We start from the raw sequence: 22,765 nt of genomic DNA, 5'->3' as shown, positions 1-22,765 counted from the left end.
ACCATGCAGGCGGATCAAGGTGATGGTGACTTAGTTGGCAGGTACGATCGCTTCGTGAAAGGTTTGCCGCTCGACCATGTAGCGGTCACCCGCAATCAATTCGAGGCGTGTTGCTTCCTCGATGTGCAGCCGGGAGCCTGTTCGACGCAGCAGGTTAGCAGTGCCTTTGACATATTTGTCACCACCATATGAAACCTCATACAGCGGATGGCCTCCTGTGCTTACCTCTGGAGCGTGGTAATTGACGTTGGTAAGCTTTCCTTTCAAGAGACGGCTATTCACGTGACTGTCGTGAGTGTGTATGCGTGCGTGCACTCCAGAGCTGACCCTCTCCCCTTCAGGCCAGAGACGCACGCGCCTCTCCTCTTGTGGAGTCCTTTTCAACAGCATTACGTAGAAGCCATGGGGGGTGCCGCAGGCAAGTCATGGGCGTGGTTTGGATGGTGCTCCGTAGGTAGCGGATATGACTCGGAGGCCACGATAGCGGCCATAGGACGAACGGAGCTCGGCAGATGACGCCCTACAGCCCCAGGTCTGCCGAGAAGTAGTTGTCACGCATCGCGTCTGTTGCATGCTGGTCTTCGATGAGAATTTGCTGCAAACGCCGGCTGAGATGCCAGCGAAGCCCTGACCGCATTCGATGTAGCCATTCTCCAGGCAAAGGCCGGAGTGATCATTGGCTATGAACGCGCGAGCTAACGCCTGAAAGGCTGATGACTCCATGCTGGACTGATAAATTCGCGTAGGGTCGTCGAGCCCCGGGCGCCTCCGGTAGCCGCTACCGCGAGGTGACGTTCCCCGCCATGGTGGGGCTTGCCGACATCATCAAGCTTTCCGATGAAGATCTGCGCCAGATCTATCCCGGGCTGAATGAGGAACAAGCGCTCGAGGAGCTGCGGGCTATGAACTCCGCTGCGCAGATCTTGTTTACCCGCGGAGCTGAAGGCATGGTGTTGTATGAAGACAATGCCAAGGTTGAACAGGCAGCGATTGCCGTTCAGGTTGCTGACACTGTGGGCACTGGCGACGCGAGCGTGGCCGGCTGGTTGGCCTCGCAGTTCTTAGGGATTCAGCAACCCCAGGCACGTCTGCAGTTTTCGGAAGCCTGCGCGTCGGTGTCTTGCATGCATTCCGGGGCTTACGCGCCAAGCCGTGAAAAGGTGACAGATTTGCTGTCCGGCGGAGTGTGAGGAGTTCTCGGGTACGCGGCACGTTGTGACTGTCCGCCTCCACCGTCCACAGTAGCCGAGCGAAACGGAGTGAGACCGCCACCCATCCCTTCCACCTTGTAATCAGCGGTTATTCGGAGCGAACAGGTGGCAGTACTAACCGTAGTCAGCAGTTTTGGACATGATCCGGATAGGCATTCCTTCATGGCTAGGGCTTTAGAGGGTTTTGGATCAGAGCTTCGTTGACGCGGAAACCATTGCCCGCAGTCAGGGGATTCTGAGCGTGTATTCACCAGACACTTAGGAAGCCCGAATCGACAACACATGTGGAGCCATTCATTGCTATAGACTCCTTTTTGCCCTGGAGCTAAGCTCCATGTTCACATGCACATGCTAAGGAAAGACGATGCTGCTCGGGCTCAATCTGTTAAAGAAGACCAAGGACGAATTTCTCACGGATCTAGCCAATCTCGCCAAGTCCCCAGAAACTCTAATATTCATTGATACGAACATACTGGCATACCTCTTCAAGCTTCATGCAGGTGCCCGGCAAGAGTTTTTCGATTGGGCAGTGTCCGCGATAAATCAGCAGCGGCTGTATCTACCGGCATGGTGCGCGGGAGAGTACCTGGCCAAGGTTCGAGAGAGCTCCCTGCACTCCTACACCCCGAAGAGCAAAGGTGACGACCAACCGAGAAAAGCCCTTGAGGCGATGTTGGATACAGCAGCATTGTTCGTCGACGACACAGTGCTCAGATCGACCAGTTTTTTAGGTTCACGTAACGATTACCTCTCGGGATTTCGAGTGGCGATAGATGGACTCAAGCAGTACACCCAAGCATTCAAGCACCAGTTTGATCCAGACAAAATCCACGCTGAGATTGAAGAGCATCTAGGGCCAGCGGTGCTTCAGTCTGCGATAGCATCCCTATGCGATCGTGCAGCAAAAGAGGGCCCCTCACGAATAGAGCATCGTTTGCCACCAGGTTTTCGGGATGATGGAAAACCCGAAAATCGCCTCGGAGATCTCATCGTTTGGATGGAGATACTTGAGTACAGCCTTACCCGAAAGGCTGATTTCAAGCAGGTACTTTTCCTGACCAATGATGAGAAACCCGATTGGGTCTATGCTCCTGCGAAGCGTCTTGAACATACCCGCAGGGGTACCATCCCAGTTGGTAATATCAATCCCAAACTGAAGATTATTGACCCTCGGTTGATTTCTGAGTTTGACCAGCTAATCGGTCATGCGAATGTCTCGATCTGCACTCTTTCCCTACTAGTGCAAGGATTATCGAAAACCGATCCTTCGATTGTCACTGAGCTAGCAGCAGCGATTCAGATCGAGTTGGTGGCTAATGACGAACTCCCCACTTCAACCGAAACTGTTACGCCGCCGGAACTAAACTCCGTAGCTGCACCTGATGGATCTCCCCTTGTAGTTGAAGAGGCACCCCCACCGCCGCAGCCCGAAGGAGCTAGAGAGGAAGATCCATCTTTGCAGCCAGTCCACGCGCAGGAGACTGGCCAGGCGGTTGAAGCTCCAGAAGAAGCTGTTGCAGACGCTCAGCAAAATCCGCTGAAGGATATTCAACCCGACGCTCACGCGCCTCAATCCGCGATTGAAGATCATATTGCAGCGGTTATCGAGCGGGAGGGTTACCATGACGCAACCTACCAGGCTGACGCACCTACCCAACTCAATGAGATCATTAGTTCACTTCAGTCCCACAATTGGTATGTTCAGAATCCGGCCATCGAGAAGCTCAGGGCAATAGTCGATGAGGAGTTTCCTCCAACGTCTTGGTTTGTCCTCGGGCGCAACATCTATCAGGCCGCGTGTGGTAACGCTCAAAAAGCCATGGACTTCATGGCAAACTTAGAGACACGCCTAAAGCGCTTCCCCGATCCTGTTGCACGATATGTACTCGCGGGTATGGTGTACGAAATCTACTTCGACGCCCAAGGCACTTTGCGAGACTCCCCCAAAGCAGGCTACCTGGCCAAGCCTCTCGCCCTCCTCGCAAATGACGAATATTCAGATGTCGCCGTGTTCATCAGGGCGCGGTTGGTGGCAGCAGGCGCCCGTCTGTATTTCACTCCAGGGGACAAGAGCAAGCACGCCCTCGTTATTGAGTCTGTACCCCTCGAAACTGAAGATCTGATGGATGCAGATAAGCGCCGCCAGTTAACCGCGGTCACGCTGGAAGGACGCCAGATTCTTGTGGATGTGCCACCGGAATCGGATCGTTGGTTGACTCGGTATAGAACGTCCTACTCTGCCGCGGATGTAGTGGCTGACGTGAGCTCTGCTTTGTCGATCCCTCGCTGGGCATTGAGTTTGGAGATGAACCCAGAGACGGAATCTAACGTTCGATTTGTCATCCCGGATGATCATTGGCTGCAGCCTGGGATTGTGACCGTGGAAGACATGGAGGCTCAGTCGGACGGTTGACATTCAGGTGCGACTTTTCCAGCTTGAAGCCATCTGCGCCGCCCCCAGCAAAGCGCGCTTCGTATGTTCGGGAAACCGATAATATTGCGGATGCGGCCCAGGTGACTTAAGGACACCTGTGACTCACCCTCAGTCGGTCACAGGGTCACAGGGTCACAGGTTGGTCACTAGCGTTTTTCGAGCTACATTCGCCTGTACCGTAACATCTCCGCTTCACTGTTCAGGGAAGACGAATGCAAATCAAACACTTGGAAATAGCCAATTTCCGCAAGCTCCACTCCGTACGAATAGATTTATCCGCTGAGACCACCCTGCTTGTGGGTGCTAATAACAGCGGAAAGTCATCTGCCATGCTCGCTTTGCGCAAATTTTTAGGCGGCAAGGCGTCTGCAATTCGACTGCAGGATCTCACGCTCTGTCACTTCGATCGCATAGACGAGATCGGCCATTCATGGGAGATGGCCAGTCCTGGCGATCTACTCCCAACAGCTAACGACTGGGATGATTGGCTTCCTCACCTTGACATCTGGATCAGCGCAGAATCAGGTGAGTACCATTACGTTCGAGATTTGATCCCAAATTTCGAATGGGATGGAGGTCTAGTCGGCATGCGGTTTCGATTAGAGCCAGAGGATGTCGCAGAGGTTTTCATGGATTACCGAAAACAGCGCGAGCGCGTGCAGGAGTTGATCGCCGTCCTAGCAGCGGATGCGGATGCGAAAATTCCCCACAACGACAATCCTCAGAGTAGGAATGCTGAGAGCGGCGACTCAAGACAACACCCAGTGAGCTTGAGTCTCTGGCCTCAAAATCTGACCGACTACCTCAGTCGACGGCTTGGTAAGCTATTCACAATACGGCCGTACCGCCTGGATCCGGTAAAGTTGCATACACCAGGTGGCATGATGCGCAGGGCATCACCTCAGAGGCTTTCAGAGCACGCGATCCCTCTCGAAAAAAACCCTATCGAAGGGCTGATCAAGATCCACGAGATTAATGCTCAGCGCGGATTTGGAGATCATGGGGATGAAGGGCAGAACGACTCCAAGTCATCAGGGGGCAAAAAGCTTTCCGAACAGCTTCGCAGCTACTACGAAAAGCATCTCGACCCTGGTGATTCTCCAGAGGTGTCAGACCTGGAAGCGTTGCGCGCAATCGAGACCGCCCAGTCGGTATTCAATACCCGACTAAGTACAAGTTTCGGGCCGGCGCTCTTGCAAGTCCAGACGCTGGGATATCCCGGGCGTAGCGATCCCACTATCACCCTCCAAGCTAAGCTCGCTGCGACAGATGGACTGAACCACGAGGCTGCGGTTCTATTCGAGGTTGACTCCAAACGCACAAACTCTTTGTCAGCCGTGCTGCGGCTTCCGGAGACATCCAATGGATTGGGGTATCAAAATCTCATCTGGATGATATTTCGTTTGATGAGTTTTCGAGACGACTGGCTCAAAAAACACCGCAATCCTGATGAACAAACCACAACAGGGATCGAGCCAATTCACCTTGTGTTGATTGAAGAACCTGAAGCGCATCTCCACGTGCAAGTCCAGCAGGTTTTTGTGCGGCACGCCTATCAAGTACTCTGTGAAGACGACTTGATCACCCGCTATCCAAACCTAAAAACACAACTGCTCGTAAGCACCCACTCCAGCCACGTCACCCACGAGGTTGAGTACCAGCATCTTCGCTATTTCCGGCGCCTACCAGCTGGTATGGACGGTGTGCAGGTACCGGTGTCCACTGTTTCCAATTTATCTTCGGTGTTTGGAGAGGGTTCGTACACTCAGAAATTTGTGACTCGCTATCTTCGAGCTCAGCATGCAGAACTCTTCTTTGCCGACGCGGTAATCTTGGTGGAGGGAGCTGCCGAGCGGATGCTGCTGCCGCAATTTATGCGCGCCCAATTCAAGTTTCTTGATCAGTGCTACATCAGCATCCTCGACATTGGGGGGAGTCACGCACATAGGCTCCGTCCGCTCATAGACGCACTTGGCATCGTCACCTTGGTCATCACCGACCTTGATGCTGGAAAGGCCAAAGCAGCTAGGCCGGTTCGCCGCGGTGCCGATCTCTCGACCAACAACCCCACCTTGAAACATTGGCTTAGGATGAAAGATGCATCGGCCAAAGTGGACGATCTCCTTGAGATGGCCGATGAGCTGAAATGCCAAGAGCTTGATCAGCTTTTTGCTATTCGACTCGCCTACCAGACTCCCATTTCAGTCATTCTTTCTGCGGCAGGGGGAGCACCCGTTGAGGTATTGGCGAACACCTTTGAAGACAGCTTGGTACTCACCAATGCGCATCATTTTGCTTCACGCTCCGGTCGCGGCTTGGTCGGCCAATTCGCCCGGGCTCTCCAGTCGGCCAAGACTTCTGAGGAACTTGGAGACTCCATGTTCGACGCGCTGCGAGACGGCAATAAGGCGGAGTTCGCGCTGGAGGTACTCGGTGCGAGTGACTTCCCTTCATTGACCGTGCCCGAATATATTCGCGAAGGCTTGGAATGGCTTGAATCAAAGCTGCGTAAGAAACAGTCAGAGCTAGTGCTCGTGACGACCACTCCCGCAGAGGTGATCGTATGAGCTCACTGCCAGACGCCGACCAGGTGATCAAGCAATGCCTGAATCTCGATAACCCCACGAGTTTTTTCCTATACGCGGGCGCTGGGTCGGGTAAAACTTACTCGCTTGTGGAGGCAGTAAGAAATTTCAAAGCAAGGTTTTCCGAGCGCTTAGCTGTTGAAGGTCGGCAGATCGCGGTCATCACCTACACCAATGCCGCAGCGGAAGAGGTCATGCGACGACTGGAGCATGACCCGTTGGTTTGGGTATCCACAATTCACTCCTTCGCATGGGAGATGATCAAAGGATTCAATGACGACATTCGGGCATGGCTCAAGATCAAGCTGGCAATTGACATTGCTGAGCTGGAGAAAAAATTAGCCAAGGCTCGTGGGGAGAACAAGACCTATCGAGCTAATAAGGCCGACCGGGATCGCAAAGTTAAGCGGCTTGAGAACATTCAGCATGTTTTCAATTTCACATACAGCCCAACAGGCGACAACCGAGGCCATCAGGCGCTCAATCACTCTGATGTGATTGGGTTAGCTGCTGACTTTATACAAAAGCGCCCTCTCCTCGACGTTCTGGTGGATAAACACCCGGTACTGCTAATCGATGAAAGCCAAGACACCATGGCTCGGTTGATGGAAGCTTTCCTAGCAGTGCAGTCTCAGGCATCTAATCGTTTTTGCCTTGGATTGCTAGGGGACACAATGCAAAGCATCTATGGTCACGGCATGCAAAATCTTGCGTCAGCGGTGCCGATGGATTGGGCTAAACCTGAGAAAGTTTTGAACAGGCGATGCCCGATACGCGTAGTTGAGCTGATCAACGCAATAAGAGCCCCGGCGGATACGCACCAGCAAAAGCCCCGTGACGATGCTCCATTGGGAACGGTGCGGATGTACTGCATCAGAAGCGAACCGACATCTACCTTTCAGACAGAAGACGAAGTTGCCAAGCGCATGGCCGAACTGACTGGCGACAGTAGTTGGAGTTCAGGGATGGAGGGTAGGAAGACTCTGATCTTGGAACACAAGATGGCTAGCCGTCGGATGGGATTCGATGGTGTATTCGTACCGTTATATCAGGTAGAACACCTCAAAACCGGTCTGCTCGATGGCACCCTCCCGGCATTACGAGTTTTTGTTGAAGGCGTGATGCCGATCCTGGATGCAGCCCAAGTAGACAGTTTCAGATTGATGGAAGCCGTGAGGCTTCGTTCGCCCTTACTGACCCGCGATCGGCTGGCAGCGTCGCTCGATCAAGCATCTACGATAGCGCAGGCCGGTAGAGGCGCCGACGCACTCCTCGCTCTATTTGCAGACGCTGATCCAACCATCAGCGATGTCGTAGGAGTGATCGCTAATACACATTTTCTGGAGTTGCCGGATCGGCTCCGTACAGCGCTTGATATGGGGCCGACCGAGGAGGACTTCCCAGACACTGGCGACCGGGAAGTGCTTGAAGTCCATGCCTACCGCCTGCTGATTCGAAGCCCTTTCTCACAGCTCGCGGCCTACGCGAGATACTGTAGCGAGCTTTCACCTTACGGCACCCATCAAGGGGTGAAGGGTCTCGAGTTTCCGAGAGTAATGGTCATCATCGACGATAAAGAGGCCGCTGGGTTCTTATGGAGCTATGAGAAAGCCCTCGGGGTTGTACCGCCCTCGCCAGGCGACCGCCAAAAAGAAGCAGATGGCGAGGACAACGCTTTGACCCGTACTCGCCGACTGTTTTACGTAACCTGCAGTCGCGCTCAGGAAAGCTTGGCAATCGTGTTTTACACATCTGATCCTGAGGCAGCCATGACCAGTATCGTCAAAGCAGGCTGGCTGCATGAGCATGAGATATCGATCATGTAGCACTGCTTGTTTTTGAGGCCGCTCGTGAGCGGTCTCGGAAGTTGTGGGTGCATAGTACTATCGAGAGTCCGAAATCAGGAGTATCTAGACTTCTATTTGCATGGCCTCGCTGCCTGGGGACGACTTCCCTTTCTTGCCCGGTTGAAATAGGTACTGACCGTTGCGCATCAGGACGTCTCCCACATAGTGCGGTATAGCTAGTCGTTTCTTGAGCCAGTCGGGGGCATCCCCCTCCATTCGATGCTGCGTAATCTCATTGTTGTAAAACCGCAAGGTCTTGGCAAACGCTAACGCCATCTCTTGAGGCTTAGTGGAGCGAGGATTTTGGTACAGCAACGAAAACGATTCGCCGAACCACCAATGGCCAGTCAACTTGTCTTTTTTTTCTACCGACTTATGACGGTGATAGAGGTTGGTAAGGACGACCATGTCGACATTGTCGTAGTCATCCGTAGGCGCATAGGACTGCTCAGTGAAAAGCCCATGAGCTCCAGTGAGATAACCTTCCCATTGCATGATGTCATTTTGATCATCGCAGCCTACAACCAAGACGTTATATTCGTCCTGCCGGGTCGGATCAGGAAATTTGTCATGGGCGTCCATCAGATACGCCTTAAGTTTGTTGTCCATATGGAGCCCCTTCACAAGCTCATTGCCCCCGCTTGCAAAGGTCTCCTTTAGCTTAGCAGCAGCGTCGTTGTAGTCGGGCATCCGGCCGACCGCTCTCATGATGAATGCGCCACTCTCGTCAATTTTTTGCTTCGCGGTGAAGTCAGCGCACTTCACTTCAACGTTGAATTTGTAGCCCTCGTTTTGGAATGAGCAGTCGACATCTCTAGGCGGCGCTACCTTGTCTTCGTAGAAGAACCCTTCAGGAAAAAATCGTGCGTAGTGTGCGCAAACCGTGAGCTCAACGGCCGCTTGGAGGTATTGCGCTTCGCTAGGCTTTGAATCTTCCAGGCGGAGTTTTTTGAGCACAAGGTCTTCAAATTCTGACTTGGTCAGATGCTGGCCGATGCACTCCAAAGCTTTAACCATCTCTTCGCGATACTCACTAGGCGGGATGTAGGGATTGCACACCGTGACTGAAAGCGGCTCGTGTACCTCAGGAGGTTTTGACATGCATGGTTCCATGATCTGATGGATTTTGTTTGTTCAAGAGGAGCCGCAGCCTTTGACCTAGAGCGCCTCATTCGGTTTTAGCCCTGCACGAACCCCGTTCAGCATACGAACCGGGGATGGAGCAAGACTTTACGCGGTTCACCGCGCCGATTCTTGATTAGTAGCGGTCGGAAATCATCTCGGACATGCGAGGGGCGCAACCCATGGTCGATCTGGTGACATCCATCTGCGGGTAGGTTCTGACGGATGAGATCGGCAACGTTTTGGTCGCTGTGCCCAGGCCCCGCAATGTGGTTCGGACACAGCATTACGGTCATGGCGCTTCACCAGTTGGGTTGCGAGAACTGATACTAGCGGCTTCGCGCCTCCAGCGAAGAGCTGTGACGCGAAGCTCACCGGGCGGTTATTTCAGCAAGGAAAACAGGTCTGTACCGGCTCCGATAGCTCACTGTAGAAGACCTTGAGCGTTACGTTGACGTTGATTGCCTTACGGCACGACTCTACTCCAACTTATACGAGCAGAATGCTGGCCTGATACATGAACGCCTGAACTGCTGGGGTCGCGCCCTTCAGGATCACAGCGTTAGAGAACGCAACCGCTGCGAAGATCGAAAACACCAATGATGCTCCAACAGCAATCTTTACTCCCATAGCAGTTTTCATATCGATCTCGAAGGACATTTAGGATGCGGTGATTATCCCATGCGCCGATCGTAAGAATGAGGGCTGTTGGAGTAATGGACTGTTTCTTCAGAACTATCAAACCATCTGTGGCAGGAGTGCTCCGATGAGACTCTAGCTCCGATTGAGGCTGACCAGCCACACAGTCGAGTAGTCGGCACGGCCGCCCGTTCCTGCCTCAATCTCTGAGAAGGAACCAAGGCACACGATCCGGAAAGATTAGCGACGCGCAAAGCGCGCCGATTCTCGTTGTAGCATGGCGCAGCGATGTGTCGTTTTCCATTTGCGGGATGCACGCAGTCTTCCAACGCTCGGCAACATCTGCCACCGTCCAGACCTTATGGCCGATCTGGAAAACATGGTTTATCCCATTAGGAACGAACGGCTGGCTGAACTCTAGGTAACTTTGGGGAATGAAGATATTGAGGCGCGCGTGATCGAGACTCGTCAGGTTGTAGTCCAATTCCTCTTCCAGCGAATGTCGTCCACTCATGAGAAAGACAAGCGATAATGTCTCAGAAGGCGAGTTGCACAAGGGTTTCAAGGCAGCCGAGTCCTTATCAGCGCGTGCCTTGAGATACGCGTACGCATCCTTCCCCGGCAGCAAGGGCCTGGCAAGCCGGCCCTCATGCTCCACGAGAGCGTTGATTAGTGTGCTGACGACCAGCTCGCCAAGGCCATTCAGGTCATCGGTTTTGATGGCTGTAAGGAACGCGGCCCAGTACGGCGCTTCGTCTTCGCTCATGCCAGCACACACACTTGCGTAGTGCTCCATCAGAAAAACGCTGAGTTGCTCCAGTGCCTCTCTGAGTGGAGCATTACTGATGCCGAGCTCCCGAGCCAGATGCACCGCTGCGCCGGCCCAACCCAATATTCGCGATATGCGTTGCGGAAGGTAGAACAGATCTGGAATGCCATGACGGCACAACGAGCTGGGGTTTTCCTGAAGTCCTTGGACGATGTCGCGGAGCAGATGCTCAACCTCCCCTACGATCTCGTGCGCGAGCCCCTCTATGCCGTCGCGCGAGGTGCTGTACTTGTGCGATGTACCAAGGAGCAGAGCTATGCAAGTAGCGCTTAGCTCTACCCGTGAGAAACTATTAGCGTGACGCCCTGTACTCTTTTCCAATGATTGCCAGATCCCGCCAATGAAGGGCGCAACTGAGTTGGGTATGTCGGCCAATCGATCAACAAACTTGGTGAGGACAGGAAAAAGCTTCTCCGGAGTGAGCTCGTGCTCCGGGGCGAACATGAGCGCGTAGAGCTCGGCAGATTGACTGCTGATGGCTTGCCCACCTAGGGATGCCGGTGATATCCCGGTGAGCCCTAGCAAAGAGGATGTTGGATTGTCAGTAGCGTGCGGATTGCCAAACAGCGGCATATGACCGTAGAGGTTGACGCCCCATACGGACGGCATTTGCCCTCCTTGGGTCTGCTCTGCCACATATTGCGCTGCGGGTCGGCCGATATCGACCAGATCAAGCATCCTCGCCCGAGAACCCGTGTCGATCTCTCCATCCAGCACTTTCAGCAATGCTAGGGTGCCATACCCACCACGACTGGTTTCGCCCGCGTACTGATCAGCCGCAGACGATACAAAAAAAGAAACGCCGAATGTCTTGGCCTTACCAATCACTTCGGGTTTTAGCAGGATGCCCAAATTAGAAACCATACCGCCTGCATTGCAGGCATCAATGATGACGTTACAGTGCGCTGCTTTGAGCTCGTTGAAAAACTCGAACAAACGACTGAGCGCAAACCCAGTGGTTGAAAGGCGATCGGCTCGAGTATCGCTCAGGCAAAGAAAATAACTTTCATTGGCTTCTCCGCCGTGGCCTGCAAAAAAGAGCGTGAAACTCTCGATTTCATCGTACCGATCTTGAATATCAAGCAGCGTAGCATCCAGCTGATGCCGGGCCGGAGAGTCAAGCAAATAGGCGTCCGCTGGTTTGATATTGCTCAATGGCCCCGTGGAAAGCGCGGTATGGATAGCAAGCGCGTCACGCTCGGCTCCAGATAGCTTATCGAGAGACTGATAATCGTCACAACCGATGCACAGCAAAACCTTGGACATCACTGCTCCCTGCTACGAAATTTGGATTTTCGCGTGGCTTCCTCTGACAACGCTTGGGCTGTTTTAAGCTTCGTGACCTCATCTACCCTCGCCAGCAGTTCCGGTTCCTGGAGCGACGGATCAGAATGGAGACTATAGGCAAGGCTAGGGTGCATGCGAAACTCTGGAAGCGATACTTGCCCATCCCGACCCACCGAGTATGCGACTCGCTCGATGGCTTTGAGCATCTGCTCGCCCAAGCTCCCTGTTGAGCCATCTATGACGTTGCCGCTCTCTTCGCACGTATCGGAAATCATCTGGTAAAACGCCTTGGCAAAGCTGTTCGCCATGCCGTTAGAAATTTCATCTACCGTGCGCTCAATGACGTCGAGGCGGCCCTCCATGATGTCCTCAAATCGCAACCTTGTTTCATGCTCAATGGTCTGCATCTGGTCGACGCGGTCAGGAGCATAGCTGTGATGTGACTGCCACGATCCTCCGTGGCTGAAGCGCTGGACTTCATCGCCACCACCCAGTTGTTTGCGCGCTTGATCGAGCCTTTCCCCCGTTGCTTTGATGAACGCTCTCATGACCAGCTCCGCCTGCGCATCAAACGGGAAAGGATGGGCTTTACCCCTCATGTCTCACTCCTAATTGATCAACCTATGCCCGCTCAGCAAGATTATTTCACACGATCGCAAGGGATCCGCCGCGGCCTCTACCTCAAGCCCAGCGCGACTGCGGACTCGCCACTTCCACGATCTCCTAAAGATATTTTGGTACGGGATGGCCATAGTATGGCATCTATTGCTGAAGCGCCGTCCTTACTCCATAGGCCTGAAGCGCCGGATTTTGCAGGTGGATGACATGCACCAGACCGGCAACCGATGGAATCCATGCCCAGGCTACTGACTGCAGTGGCAAAATATTTAGGAGAAGCATTTGTGGAGGCCTTCGCTGTACGCCAGACGAAACACATCTCGTCCGGCGATTGAACAGCCCATAGCAACTTCACGAGATCTTTGTACCATTCAGCCGCTTTATGCAGACACCCATACATTCACTACCACTTATCTGAACAGGATTTTCTGTGGCAACTCGTAATCGGTACGCTCGCTTTTTCCACAAAAAAACAAATGCGGCGGTACAGAGCCAGGCTTCCCTCCCAGCGCATTCCTCTTCGACGCTAACAAAAAGCGTGTCGTACTCAAGCCTGGCAGCCAACCTTTCCCAGGTGCTCATGTTGGCAGTCGTAGTGGTCGGCTACGTCTACACCGTTAGGCCAGTCTTCCAGAAAGAAGTCATTTCCGAAGATCTTGCCCGTCTACAAATTGATCAGCGCAAGCTTCAACAACAGATGGAGAAGCAAACAGATTCGCTGTTGGCCGGTGAAGCCAAAAACAAAGCGCTGGCTGATGAGAGGTCTGCCATTGAGGGCCAGATTCTTGCCCTAAACCAGAAAATTGCAGCGTCTGAAAAATCCGAGCGTGATGCCAAGGCTCGGGCAAAGAAAGCTGTCGCGGAGGCGATGACAGCGGAGTCAACTTTGGCCAGGCTTCAGAGCCAGCACTACAACCTGAAGCTTTCAAGCCTGTTAGGACAGCAGGAGTTGCCGAGCAGTCTGGGGCTCATGTTGCAACGAACCTGGCAGTCACTTTCGGTGGATATCTTCGATGAGAAGGCGCCAGACGCTGTCGCTCAAAAATTGAAATCGACCCAGGTACAGCCCCTTGACCTCGCCAATAGCACACTTAAGCAATTGGAGGCTTCAGCGGCTAAGCATTCTCGCGACCCTGGCGGCTCCTCTGACGCACTTCTTGCACAAAATTATAAAAAGGGCATCACAGAACACGCCGCAGAATTGACCTGCCCTTCTCCACCATATGAGCAGTGGCAGGTCGCATTTCAATCAGCTTTAAGTGAGACGTCTCAACCCATAACGACGTGCATCGAAGAAGCCTTCAAACAACGAGCAATTCAAGAAGGTTGGAATCCCTCACAAGTCGAAATCCTTCGAAAGTCGGACTTTTGGAAGCAACAGGAACGCAGTTACCGAGTTTCCTGCGAGGTTTCACATGTCTACACCGTCAAGATCGCGTTTGATGATGCCTGGAAGGCCGCTGACGAACCATGTGAGGAGCGGCGTATTTCCGTCAACGAAATCGTCATGGGCTCGCCTGTGGTGAAAAAGCTCAAAGTGTTGAGCATCCATTTACCCCCTACCCCTGACGAGCTCACCCGAAAGATCAACGCCCGGGCCGATAAAGCGACTGAAGGCGACAGGTGACACGAGTGAGATCACGACTGGCCGTACGATTGCCCAGGTGCCCAAAATGACTTTCGATTGAGTACTGCAGACTCATGCGGGGGATCTGCTGCCGTCAGTTACGTTTCAAAAAATGACTGGTCGGCAGTCGAAGCACTACATACCATCGCATCTTGGTGTGAAGTGCTCAAATTTGAAGATGGTACAGTGGCGACGTTGGTCGCCCCCCTGAAGCAACAGGAATTAAGCCATCCGTAGAACATGCCTTTTTTTAGGCCTGTTCTAATGCCTGGAGGGCGCACAGGACATGCCCTGATGATTCGTGTGGTTGCCCAAAATCAGCTTCTGGATAACTTGTAACGGCCCGAGATTGAGTCCCATCCAGCACTGTTGGGCCGTCCTCTCACATAGACTTAACCGACACGACCTGGACATATCGGTATTTCTTCTTGGCCGCCTTCACTGCGTCTTGCTCTGCCAAAAGCTTGCTGAGCGTGTCGGCTTCGTGGATCAGCTCAAACGTTTTGCCTTCAAACTCATTGCCGACACGCAGGGTTACCTGTATCTATACCTACCCAGCCTTTGATTTAGAGCGGTCACGACAAGGCAAAAGCTGATGTTGCAATGATTTGCGCGATTCAGAATAGAGATTTCTTCACGCCAGTAAAAAGCCGCCAAAAGCGGCTTTTCGCATCGCCCGAATTACTTGGAGAGCCAAGACTCTACAACATCCGAGCCATGCTCATTTTTCCAAGCCTTAAGAAGCTTGTGATTGCCACCCTTGGTCTCGACGATTTCGCCTGAATGCGGATTCTTGTAGACCTTCAACGAACGCGCCTTCCGTGTGCCCTTCTCTGACGGCGCCGGCGGTGCTGACTTACCGCGTTTCGCAGCCGCAGGATCCAGCAAGTTGACCACGTCACGCAGACTATAACCATACTCAGCGAGCAGGCCGCGCAGTTTGGTCTCAAACTCCATTTCGGCCTTGAGACCGGAGTCATTTTTCATGGCATCCAGCTCGGCGAGCTGAGCGGCTAACTGTTGTTCGAGTTTTCGGTATTCAGCTAAACGAGACATAGTATTCCTTAGATGGTGGGCTATAGCCTATTAATAGATACTAAATCATAACCACGAGTCCAGTCATTTATTCCAAATAGGTCTATCGGCCCGCCTTTCATCGCGACACTCGGCAAAATCTAAATCCCCAACTACTTTAAATCTATCACCACATGGAAGTAATAAATATGAACAGGTTACGCACACCTGCGCAAGCCAAGCTTTGGTTACAAAACCATGGAATATCAGTACAGGCTTTTGCGCTCGCACATGACTTGGACGCAGCTACTTGCTATCAAGTGCTTGATGGACGAAAAAAGGGATTGCGAGGCAAGGCTCATCAGGCAGCGGTTGCGCTTGGCATCAAGCCAGACCTGTCCAACGAGGACTTACCACAATGCGTTTCTGGCCCAAACCTGTCGAAGCCAACCGTGATGCATTGATCTGTTTTTGAGGTGGCAACCGGCCAACGCGTTGCCACTTACGACTAGGAGGAAGAACGTGATAGCCCTTAATCAGGTCGTCCCTGGTGGAGTGCTATGTAAATCATTAACTAAGTAAGAGGTTTGCACCTGCGGGACTCTGTAACGCCATACAAGAGCCCCGACATTCTCCTTCACCGCTCGACGTAAAGCCGCTCCTCAGGTGGAAATCCGACCGCGCCGGACTTCACCTTTTTGGCTATCAGCGCCAAGCGCTGTTCACCGTCTTGGAAGACTTGGATCATACGAAGTATTGCTTGGGCATCAGCAGAGTTTCCAGCAGCCTCAAGGCGGTCAGCGATTCGCGAAAGCTCAACTGATGACCATTTAAGGTCAGAGCTGATCCCTACAAGATCGCGTATCACCTGGGCGTTTGTAGCACCTGTTGTCATCTTGATTCCTCTTCCGTGTTCGAAGGGTAACGAAGCATCCATTCAAAGCCAATGGCGGCTATTAAATCGCTTTTGAGAATGCCTGAGAGGGTCGCGGTAGGAACGGCAGTTACCTGCCGCCCCCCGCACAGATCCGTACGTGCGGAACTACCGCATACGGCTCCTGCCTCGGGTATGTGACGCAAAGCGATCCTCAGGGTAAGGGTGTGCATTTCTAGGTCTCGGGATATAGAGATCGGCAAGGCGTCCGTAACGTGACCATTGAAGCCGATTACGCTGGCTGCGACGCTTAAGGGCTTGCCGCCAGAGACGGCACACCGCCAAACGAAAACCACCAAGACGTATCAGGTTCCCCGGTACCGCGTGGTAATTGAAGTAACCGCTTACCACACGTTTGAGCCATTGCCCTTGAACCCGGACAAAGTCATGACGCCGGCGACTCAACTCCTCGCGGATAGCAAGAAGCGTCGCACGCATACGCTTTTTGACGGTCAGTCGCAGTACTTGGAAGTCACCCCGTCGGCTGACACTACAACAGTGGGTGAAACCCAGGAAATCAAAAGTCTCCGGTTTTCTCAAACCTCGTTTCCTGCGATTCGTCACAGCAAAACGACCAAACTCGATCAGTCGTGTTTTCGAGGCGTTGAGCGATAGGCCGAACCTGGCCAACCGTTCCTGCAACTGCACCAGAAACTGCTGAGCCTGCACTTTCGTCCTGAACCCCACCACACTGTCATCCGCGTAGCGCACGACAATCACATCGCCGCGGGCGTGGCGCTCGCGCCACTGCCTTGCCCATAGATCCAGCACGTAGTGAAGATAGATATTTGCCAGCAGCGGCGATATCACTGCGCCTTGGGGCGTCCCCTTGGTCGCAGCCACCCTACGGCCATCCTCCACAACGCCCGCTTGAAGCCATTTGCAGATAAGCCCGAGCAAGCGCCGGTCTGCAATTCGGTGTCCCAGAAACATCAGCATCCATTCATGGTCGATCTCATCAAAGAACGACGTGATATCCGCATCAAGTATCCAGTTCACCTTTTGGCTTTTCAGCGCGACCGTTAATGCATCCAGCGCATCGTGCTGGCTACGTCCCGGCCGAAACCCATACGAGAATCCAAGAAAGTCTTCTTCATAGATCGCATTCAGAACAGTGACTACTGCTTGTTGTACGATCTTATCCTCCAGAGAGGCAATGCCCAGCGGACGCAGCCTGCCGTCAGCTTTGGGAATATAGACCCGCCGCGATGGCGTTGCTCGAAAAGCTCCTTTGTGAAGCCTTCCGTGCAACTCGGTCACACGCTGGAGAAGACCTTCCTCATAGTCTCGCCACGACAGGCCGTCCACGCCCACCGCAGCATCGCGGCGCAGCGCATAAAAGCTCTGCGCCAATAACTGTGGTGTGATGTGGTGCAGCAATGCCGTGAACTGCATGCCCTTGTTCCTGCGGGCTGCTTCACGTACACCTTCAAGTCCCATCGACGCGCAACTGATCCGGCTCTGTGTCCGGGGCACGGGAGGCCTGTCGGTGTTTCCCTTGGCTACGTCCCTTTCCTCCACTATCTCCGCAGGGCTAGGCCCTTTGTTCGACGGCTTCTCAGATACTACGGACGTATCCGACTTCTCAGCGGCGTAGGCAGCAGGGTTACGGCTTTTGGCCTTTCCTGCTCCGCCCGGTGCTTGCGCACCGGGCACCGCTGAGATCTCCCAGTTTCTGTGCAAAGGACTTCCCGACGTGCACAGGGTCTCCGACCGCGCGGGATCAGAGCATGACTGGCGTATAACGCCATGCTCCGTATTGCCTTCTGCTTCGCATAACAGCATCGGCATCCCGAATTCCTGATTACGCGGCTCAATGGCTGGCCCATCGGTTTCCCCTGTCAACGCTTCACCCTGCACCTCGCGGTGCAACATGCATGACTCGGGGTCAGGTTGATTCGCCATTTCTTACCAGTATCGAACTTTCATCGACTATCCTCTGCCAGCTTTAACTGGCGCACTATGCGTCCGGCCAAGTCATCTACCCATCCCCGCAAAGCCAAGACATGGTGTGCACTTAAATTTAAGTGGGCACCAGTTCTAGCCTTTTGAGCGGGTATTTCATGCAGCCAACACGCCGTTCCTATTCCAAGTCCTTCAAAGCCCAAGTCATGCAAGAGTGTGCCCAGCCCGGTGCTTCGATTGCCAGCATCGCACTCAACCATAGCCTCAACGCAAACCTCGTCCACAAATGGATTCGGCTGCAAGCGCAGAAAAGCACAGTGCTGCAAACTGCCTTCATTCCGTTACCCATGCCGCTGGCCGGGCAAAACTTGCACCCAGCATCCTCGAATATCTGTATTGAAATCCAGCACCCGCGCGGCGCCGTCAAAGTGAACTGGCCCACTGAAGATGCTGCTGCCTGCGCGACCTTTCTTCGAGACCTTCTGCGATGATTCGCATCGACTCCATCTGGCTCGCCACCGAGCCGATGGACATGCGCGCCGGTACCGAGACGGCATTGGCCAGGGTGATCGCGGTATTCGGTGCGGCTCAGCCGCACTGTGCTTACCCATCGCTGAAAAACTGTATGAGTGGATGTTGGCCCAGCGTGAACTTGTGCCCGAAGGTTCGGCCACGGCCAAGGCCCTGGATTACAGCCTCAAACGCTGGGTAGCGCTGACGCGCTACCTGGAAGATGGTGCTGTGCCCATCGACAACAACCAGATCGAGAACTTGATCCGGCCATGGGCGCTTGGGCGGTCGAACTGGTTGTTTGCGGGGTCGCTGCGCAGCGGCAAGCGGGCGGCGGCGATCATGAGTCTGATCCAGTCGGCGCGTATGAATGGGCACGATCCGTATGCCTATCTCAAGGATGTGCTGACGCGGCTGCCGACGCATCGTGCCAGTGAGATTGATCAACTGCTGCCGCATCGGTGGGTGCCTTTCTGACGTAAGCGAGGTGATTTAGGCGGGCTACCATTCAGCGTGAATCGATTACAACTAACCCTCGCGTGCGATGTTTGCCCTATAAAGTCCTGAGGCCACTTGGAGTTTCGATATAGGAAACCAAGCGTGACGCCTCAATGCTATCGCACCTATGGAGTCGAACTGGCCCCGAAAAATTCATGGTGTCAAGCAGGTGGCTAACCCTCTCTGGCGAAGGATGAAAGATATCGAGCACCTGCAATGAGCAGCCTTTATCTTCAAGCATCGTCGCAAGGTGCACCGGCTGTCCCGAGTGAATCAGGCTGGGAGCGGCCCCCTCCAAAGGCAGTCTGCCGTCCGCTAAAATTGTAATATCCCAGCACAGTTCGCCTCGGCTCATCGTCTGCACATGGCCGACGACCTCTGCGAGCACCGGGCTGAGCGTTTTTTAAATGTGTCGGTTTTAGCTACCCAATGGGCTAGCCGAGGAGATACGTTGTCTGGTAACCCGTCCAGGCCAAACCACCGAGGCCGATCTGGAGGCAGGGCCGCTGGGTTAATAGCGATCACTTCTAGATAGAAATGTGTACCCAGCCGCAGCAGTTTGTTATGGGTTCCCATAAGCGGATGGCAACCGCCTGGTTGAACCTCAACACCCAGTCGCTGACTGCCGAAGCGGCAACCCGCTACCAACGTAGGCGCCACGATGACTAAGTGATCCAGCGAAGTCTGCATAGTGGCCCCCAATCGCCATAGGCGTCGTTGTAAAAAGGAATGTTGGTCGGGCTGCTAGCCTCACCTCTCACCGTAGCGAGGTGTACTGACGGCCATTGGCGTCGAAGTTATCATCGGCCAGCCACCGCTCAATAAGGAGCTTGTTAGCTGGCCATTCTTCTGCAAATTGAGCATACCAAGCTGTATCGCGCCATCTGCCTTTGATAATTTGAGCTTGACGCCAAATGCCCTCAAAGGAAAATCCTAGTCGTAGCGCCGCATTTCGAGAGGGCATATTGAGCGCGTTACACCGCCAAGCAACTCTGTTGAATCCAATAGAAAAAGCGTGGTCAATAAGCAGGTATATCGCCTCGGTTGCGGGTCGAGTCCGCTGCATTTCTGGTGAGAACCAGATGCTGCCTATTTCAAGAGCGGCGTTATCCGTATCGATGTCGCAAAACGAAATCCATCCGCTAACGTTTCCATTGGAGGGTAGAACAGCAAAAAATGGCTGGTCTAGAAGCCCTTCAAGTCTAGCCACATGTGCTTCGAAGTCCTCGTAGGATCCGAACGGGCCATAGCCGAGATATGTCCAACTCTCGTCCGCCTTTTGAGCAGCGCGCCATAGTTCTTGCGCGTGGCTCTTGGTCATGGGCATGAGCTTGACACTCCGACCTACATGGCTCCGCTTGGAAGGGGGGCGACATTCAGGTGCAGATGCGATGGGCCCGATAGGCAGTGAAGGCATTGTCCCTTCCATAGTGAATGTCTTCCGTGGGTCGCTAGACGACCGGCGGCCTTGCTGGCAGCTACCGCCATTGATCAAGTGCTGCAACATTATTGTGTACAGGTTAGTGCCGTGCAAGACGCGATGTTCAGACGTTTACTGCAATCCGGGACTTTCGTCTTAGCTGACTCGTTAGGTACAAAATCGAACGGGGAAAAGTAAGGTGACTTCGCTGAACGCTTACACTGGACACACCGAAAGACCCCGAATGCCCAACGATGGGACTCATTGGGCAGGCATGAGGCACGGCTAAAATGCCGGAGAGAGGAGGAAAAGGCATAACGTTGCTCAGACCAAAAGACTCTCGGGTTCAGCGAGAGCCTTTTCGACTAGACGATCTTACGCGTATGTTTTGATAGCTGAGGGGATTCCAAGTTGAGCCCTGTATACAGGCGCATTGTTCGCCGGTAACGGCTGACGACCACGAATCATGTCAGCGGCACGTTCTGCGATCATGATCGTAGGGGCATTGGTATTGCCATTGGTGACTTCAGGCATGACCGAGGCGTCAACGACCCTTAGGCCTTGGATACCTTTGACCCTGAGCTCCCCATCAACAACGGCCTCTGGGCCACTTCCCATTTTGCAGGTACCACAGAAGTGGTAACCCGACTCTGCGTGCTCGCGGATGAATTGGTCTAATCCCTGATCAGTCATCATGTCAGGGGTGGGCTTCAATTGCTTACCTCGATAAGGCCTGAAAGCTTCTTGTTCCATGATGTCGATGGTTGAACGTATCGCGTTGCGTGAATCAATCCAGTCTTGATCATGGGTGAGCCAATTGGGCTGAATCAGCGGCGCAGCTGTAGGGTCTGCCGAAGCCAATGTAACCCATCCGCGACTCAGTGGACGCTGAGGGCCTAGGTGAACTTGATAGCTGTGCCCTTCTGCTGCCATGCGACCGCTGTACTCGGCAGCAACGCCTACAAAATGGAGCTGCACATCTGGCCAAGGTTTATCAGGTGAAGATCGCAAAAACCCACCGGCCTCGAAGAAGTTGGAAGCACCAAGCCCTTTGTGAGTGGCAAGCCATTGCGCTCCGATTGCTGCCTGGCGGTGAAGCTTTAATTCCGAGTAATAGGAGACCGGTTTTGTACAGTCGTAGGCCACAATGTATTCGATATGATCCCCCAGATTCTTCCCTACTCCTTGGGAGTCACAAACCACTTTTATCCCATGCTTGGTCAGCTCCTCTGCGGGGCCGACACCAGACAACATTAGAATTTGCGGGGACTGAATTGCCCCCGCGCAAAGAATGACCTCACGATCGCAGCGAATGATTTGCTCCTTGCCTTCGCTGAGAAGGCTCACCCCTACCGCGCGGGTTCCTTCGAAAGCGACCGATCGAACCAGGGCACCCGTGATAACTTCGAGGTTAGGTCGAGCCATAGCCGGATGGAGATAGGCTTTTGCAGTGCTTTCCCGAACGCCGTTGTGGACTGTCATGTCCAGACGGCCGAAGCCTTCCTGCCGATAACCATTCTGGTCGTTAACGTGCGCGTGCCCCGCTTCCTGCGCCGCTTCTAGAAAGACCTGATAGAGGGGACTTGCTCCGAACCCCTTGGTCACGTGGAGGGGGCCGCTTCCACCCCGGTACTCGCTTTCGCCTTGGTCGTAGCATTCCGCTCGCTTGAAATAGGGTAGGCATTGATCGTACGACCAGTGTTTAAGCTCCGGATCCTTGGCCCAATTATCGTAGTCCATGGCATTGCCGCGGATGTAAACCATGCCGTTGATAGTGGAAGAGCCGCCCAACACCTTGCCTCGGAAATACGGAATACGACGCCCGTTCAACGACTCCACCGGCTCGGTAAGAAACTGCCAGTTATACGTTTTTCCTGTGAGCGGATAGGTGAGCGCAGCCGGCATCTGAATACGGAAGTCCCATTTTCGATCAGGCCCGCCTGCTTCGATTACCAACACCCTGACTTCCGGATCCTCCGAAAGCCGATTGGCTAAAACGCATCCTGCAGAGCCTGCACCTACCAAAATGTAGTCGTAGCTTTCACTCGATCTTGTACTCATTTCGCCCACCTATACGTCTCGTCGTCCCACGAAAAAATTCGTGGTATCGCGTGCCTGCCCCCTACACCAGGGTGAAAAACCCGATTTCGGATCTAAATCTGGCGTAGCACATGAATTAGCAAATTGGCAGCAGATAGCGACAAAAAAGGCCATTTTTCTTATCTCAGTAGGCCATTTACTGTTAGCGACCAATAACAGCCACTGAGGATTACGTTACCAACCTC

17 protein-coding genes and 2 pseudogenes are annotated in these 22,765 nt (G+C 53.6%); 8 read left to right on the top strand and 11 right to left on the bottom strand.

What is annotated here, in order from left to right:
• Positions 1 to 30: 30 nt before the first annotated feature.
• Positions 31 to 282, bottom strand: a complete 252-nt coding sequence (locus tag JOE33_RS00610) for a hypothetical protein (protein ID WP_157769320.1) — start codon at positions 280 to 282, stop codon at positions 31 to 33.
• A 491-nt stretch (positions 283 to 773) separates the two neighbouring features.
• Between JOE33_RS00610 and JOE33_RS00605 the strand changes: the two are divergent.
• From JOE33_RS00605 to JOE33_RS00590, 4 genes and pseudogenes are all read left to right on the top strand, one after another.
• Positions 774 to 1,190: pseudogene (locus JOE33_RS00605) on the top strand (PfkB family carbohydrate kinase); the annotation flags it as partial.
• A gap of 385 nt (positions 1,191 to 1,575) precedes the next feature.
• Entirely contained in the window at positions 1,576 to 3,624 is a 2,049-nt protein-coding gene (locus JOE33_RS00600) for a PIN-like domain-containing protein (protein WP_010434675.1), read from the top strand.
• Positions 3,625 to 3,857: 233 nt separating this feature from the next.
• Positions 3,858 to 6,212 (top strand): AAA family ATPase, encoded by a 2,355-nt coding sequence (locus JOE33_RS00595; RefSeq protein WP_010434673.1) that lies wholly within the window; start codon positions 3,858 to 3,860, stop codon positions 6,210 to 6,212.
• Complete coding sequence (locus JOE33_RS00590) at positions 6,209 to 8,056, top strand: UvrD-helicase domain-containing protein (RefSeq protein WP_010434671.1); 1,848 nt, start codon at positions 6,209 to 6,211, stop codon at positions 8,054 to 8,056. Before JOE33_RS00595 ends, JOE33_RS00590 begins: the two co-directional genes overlap by 4 nt.
• A gap of 84 nt (positions 8,057 to 8,140) precedes the next feature.
• On the opposite strand, the gene JOE33_RS00585 is transcribed toward JOE33_RS00590, so the two are convergent.
• The 3 genes from JOE33_RS00585 to JOE33_RS00575 form a co-directional block, all read right to left on the bottom strand.
• Positions 8,141 to 9,178: a hypothetical protein gene (locus JOE33_RS00585; RefSeq protein WP_010434669.1), complete on the bottom strand. Its 1,038-nt coding sequence runs from the start codon at positions 9,176 to 9,178 to the stop codon at positions 8,141 to 8,143.
• A gap of 859 nt (positions 9,179 to 10,037) precedes the next feature.
• Complete coding sequence (locus JOE33_RS00580; protein ID WP_010434665.1) at positions 10,038 to 11,933, bottom strand: caspase family protein; 1,896 nt, start codon at positions 11,931 to 11,933, stop codon at positions 10,038 to 10,040.
• Positions 11,933 to 12,553: a hypothetical protein gene (locus JOE33_RS00575; RefSeq protein ID WP_010434662.1), complete on the bottom strand. Its 621-nt coding sequence runs from the start codon at positions 12,551 to 12,553 to the stop codon at positions 11,933 to 11,935. Before JOE33_RS00575 ends, JOE33_RS00580 begins: the two co-directional genes overlap by 1 nt.
• Before the next feature lie 449 nt (positions 12,554 to 13,002).
• Here JOE33_RS00575 and JOE33_RS00570 point away from each other — a divergent pair, with 449 nt between their 5' ends.
• Complete coding sequence (locus JOE33_RS00570) at positions 13,003 to 14,199, top strand: hypothetical protein (protein WP_050788910.1); 1,197 nt, start codon at positions 13,003 to 13,005, stop codon at positions 14,197 to 14,199.
• 681 nt (positions 14,200 to 14,880) lie between these two features.
• Here JOE33_RS00570 and JOE33_RS00565 read toward each other — a convergent pair.
• Complete coding sequence (locus tag JOE33_RS00565) at positions 14,881 to 15,255, bottom strand: histone-like nucleoid-structuring protein, MvaT/MvaU family (protein ID WP_010434657.1); 375 nt, start codon at positions 15,253 to 15,255, stop codon at positions 14,881 to 14,883.
• Positions 15,256 to 15,422: 167 nt separating this feature from the next.
• On the opposite strand from JOE33_RS00565, the gene JOE33_RS00560 reads away from it, so the two are divergent.
• Positions 15,423 to 15,677 carry a DNA-binding protein gene (locus JOE33_RS00560; RefSeq protein ID WP_080009277.1) on the top strand — a complete coding sequence of 85 codons (255 nt, stop codon included), beginning with the start codon at positions 15,423 to 15,425 and terminating at the stop codon, positions 15,675 to 15,677.
• A 173-nt stretch (positions 15,678 to 15,850) separates the two neighbouring features.
• On the opposite strand, the gene JOE33_RS00555 is transcribed toward JOE33_RS00560, so the two are convergent.
• Together JOE33_RS00555 and ltrA are read right to left on the bottom strand one after the other, a co-directional pair.
• Positions 15,851 to 16,108: a hypothetical protein gene (locus JOE33_RS00555; protein ID WP_010434655.1), complete on the bottom strand. Its 258-nt coding sequence runs from the start codon at positions 16,106 to 16,108 to the stop codon at positions 15,851 to 15,853.
• Positions 16,109 to 16,255: 147 nt separating this feature from the next.
• Entirely contained in the window at positions 16,256 to 17,542 is a 1,287-nt protein-coding gene (gene ltrA, locus JOE33_RS00550) for a group II intron reverse transcriptase/maturase (protein ID WP_024670769.1), read from the bottom strand.
• A gap of 668 nt (positions 17,543 to 18,210) precedes the next feature.
• Between ltrA and JOE33_RS00545 the strand changes: the two genes are divergently transcribed.
• On the top strand, positions 18,211 to 18,543 hold the full coding sequence (locus tag JOE33_RS00545) for a transposase (protein WP_010434651.1): 333 nt from the start codon (positions 18,211 to 18,213) through the stop codon (positions 18,541 to 18,543).
• Positions 18,544 to 18,658: 115 nt separating this feature from the next.
• Positions 18,659 to 19,039 (top strand): annotated as a pseudogene (locus JOE33_RS00540) (transposase); the annotation flags it as partial.
• 76 nt (positions 19,040 to 19,115) lie between these two features.
• Here JOE33_RS00540 and JOE33_RS25955 read toward each other — a convergent pair.
• The 4 genes from JOE33_RS25955 to JOE33_RS00525 form a co-directional block, all read right to left on the bottom strand.
• Positions 19,116 to 19,415, bottom strand: coding sequence for a VOC family protein (locus tag JOE33_RS25955; protein WP_275574512.1), 300 nt, complete (start codon positions 19,413 to 19,415; stop codon positions 19,116 to 19,118).
• Positions 19,412 to 19,750 carry a VOC family protein gene (locus JOE33_RS25950; RefSeq protein ID WP_275574511.1) on the bottom strand — a complete coding sequence of 113 codons (339 nt, stop codon included), beginning with the start codon at positions 19,748 to 19,750 and terminating at the stop codon, positions 19,412 to 19,414. Before JOE33_RS25950 ends, JOE33_RS25955 begins: the two co-directional genes overlap by 4 nt.
• Positions 19,751 to 19,817: 67 nt before the next feature.
• The gene (locus JOE33_RS00530; protein ID WP_010434649.1) at positions 19,818 to 20,387 is read right to left on the bottom strand and encodes a GNAT family protein; all 570 of its coding nucleotides are present in this window, start codon (positions 20,385 to 20,387) and stop codon (positions 19,818 to 19,820) included.
• 468 nt (positions 20,388 to 20,855) lie between these two features.
• Positions 20,856 to 22,541, bottom strand: a complete 1,686-nt coding sequence (locus JOE33_RS00525) for a choline dehydrogenase (protein WP_025991036.1) — start codon at positions 22,539 to 22,541, stop codon at positions 20,856 to 20,858.
• Positions 22,542 to 22,765: the final 224 nt, after the last annotated feature.

It is taken from the genome of Pseudomonas sp. PvP027 (assembly GCF_017833005.1).
GTDB classification, from domain to species: Bacteria; Pseudomonadota; Gammaproteobacteria; order Pseudomonadales; family Pseudomonadaceae; genus Aquipseudomonas; species Aquipseudomonas congelans.
Note: the sequence above shows the minus strand (reverse complement) of the source record. Positions and strands in the feature narration are given on the sequence as shown.

What these genes read in the sequence shown, in the direction of transcription:
- JOE33_RS25950 (WP_275574511.1), bottom strand. Translation starts at nt 19,750, where the DNA reads ATGCAGACTTCGCTGGATCACTTAGTCATCGTGGCGCCTACGTTGGTA.
- JOE33_RS00530 (WP_010434649.1), bottom strand. Translation starts at nt 20,387, where the DNA reads ATGCCCATGACCAAGAGCCACGCGCAAGAACTATGGCGCGCTGCTCAA.
- JOE33_RS00525 (WP_025991036.1), bottom strand. Translation starts at nt 22,541, where the DNA reads ATGAGTACAAGATCGAGTGAAAGCTACGACTACATTTTGGTAGGTGCA.
- JOE33_RS00580 (WP_010434665.1), bottom strand. Translation starts at nt 11,933, where the DNA reads ATGTCCAAGGTTTTGCTGTGCATCGGTTGTGACGATTATCAGTCTCTC.
- JOE33_RS00600 (WP_010434675.1), top strand. Translation starts at nt 1,576, where the DNA reads ATGCTGCTCGGGCTCAATCTGTTAAAGAAGACCAAGGACGAATTTCTC.
- JOE33_RS00595 (WP_010434673.1), top strand. Translation starts at nt 3,858, where the DNA reads ATGCAAATCAAACACTTGGAAATAGCCAATTTCCGCAAGCTCCACTCC.
- JOE33_RS00585 (WP_010434669.1), bottom strand. Translation starts at nt 9,178, where the DNA reads ATGTCAAAACCTCCTGAGGTACACGAGCCGCTTTCAGTCACGGTGTGC.
- JOE33_RS00590 (WP_010434671.1), top strand. Translation starts at nt 6,209, where the DNA reads ATGAGCTCACTGCCAGACGCCGACCAGGTGATCAAGCAATGCCTGAAT.
- JOE33_RS25955 (WP_275574512.1), bottom strand. Translation starts at nt 19,415, where the DNA reads ATGAGCCGAGGCGAACTGTGCTGGGATATTACAATTTTAGCGGACGGC.
- JOE33_RS00565 (WP_010434657.1), bottom strand. Translation starts at nt 15,255, where the DNA reads ATGTCTCGTTTAGCTGAATACCGAAAACTCGAACAACAGTTAGCCGCT.
- JOE33_RS00555 (WP_010434655.1), bottom strand. Translation starts at nt 16,108, where the DNA reads ATGACAACAGGTGCTACAAACGCCCAGGTGATACGCGATCTTGTAGGG.
- JOE33_RS00575 (WP_010434662.1), bottom strand. Translation starts at nt 12,553, where the DNA reads ATGAGGGGTAAAGCCCATCCTTTCCCGTTTGATGCGCAGGCGGAGCTG.
- ltrA (WP_024670769.1), bottom strand. Translation starts at nt 17,542, where the DNA reads ATGCAGTTCACGGCATTGCTGCACCACATCACACCACAGTTATTGGCG.
- JOE33_RS00545 (WP_010434651.1), top strand. Translation starts at nt 18,211, where the DNA reads ATGCAGCCAACACGCCGTTCCTATTCCAAGTCCTTCAAAGCCCAAGTC.
- JOE33_RS00560 (WP_080009277.1), top strand. Translation starts at nt 15,423, where the DNA reads ATGAACAGGTTACGCACACCTGCGCAAGCCAAGCTTTGGTTACAAAAC.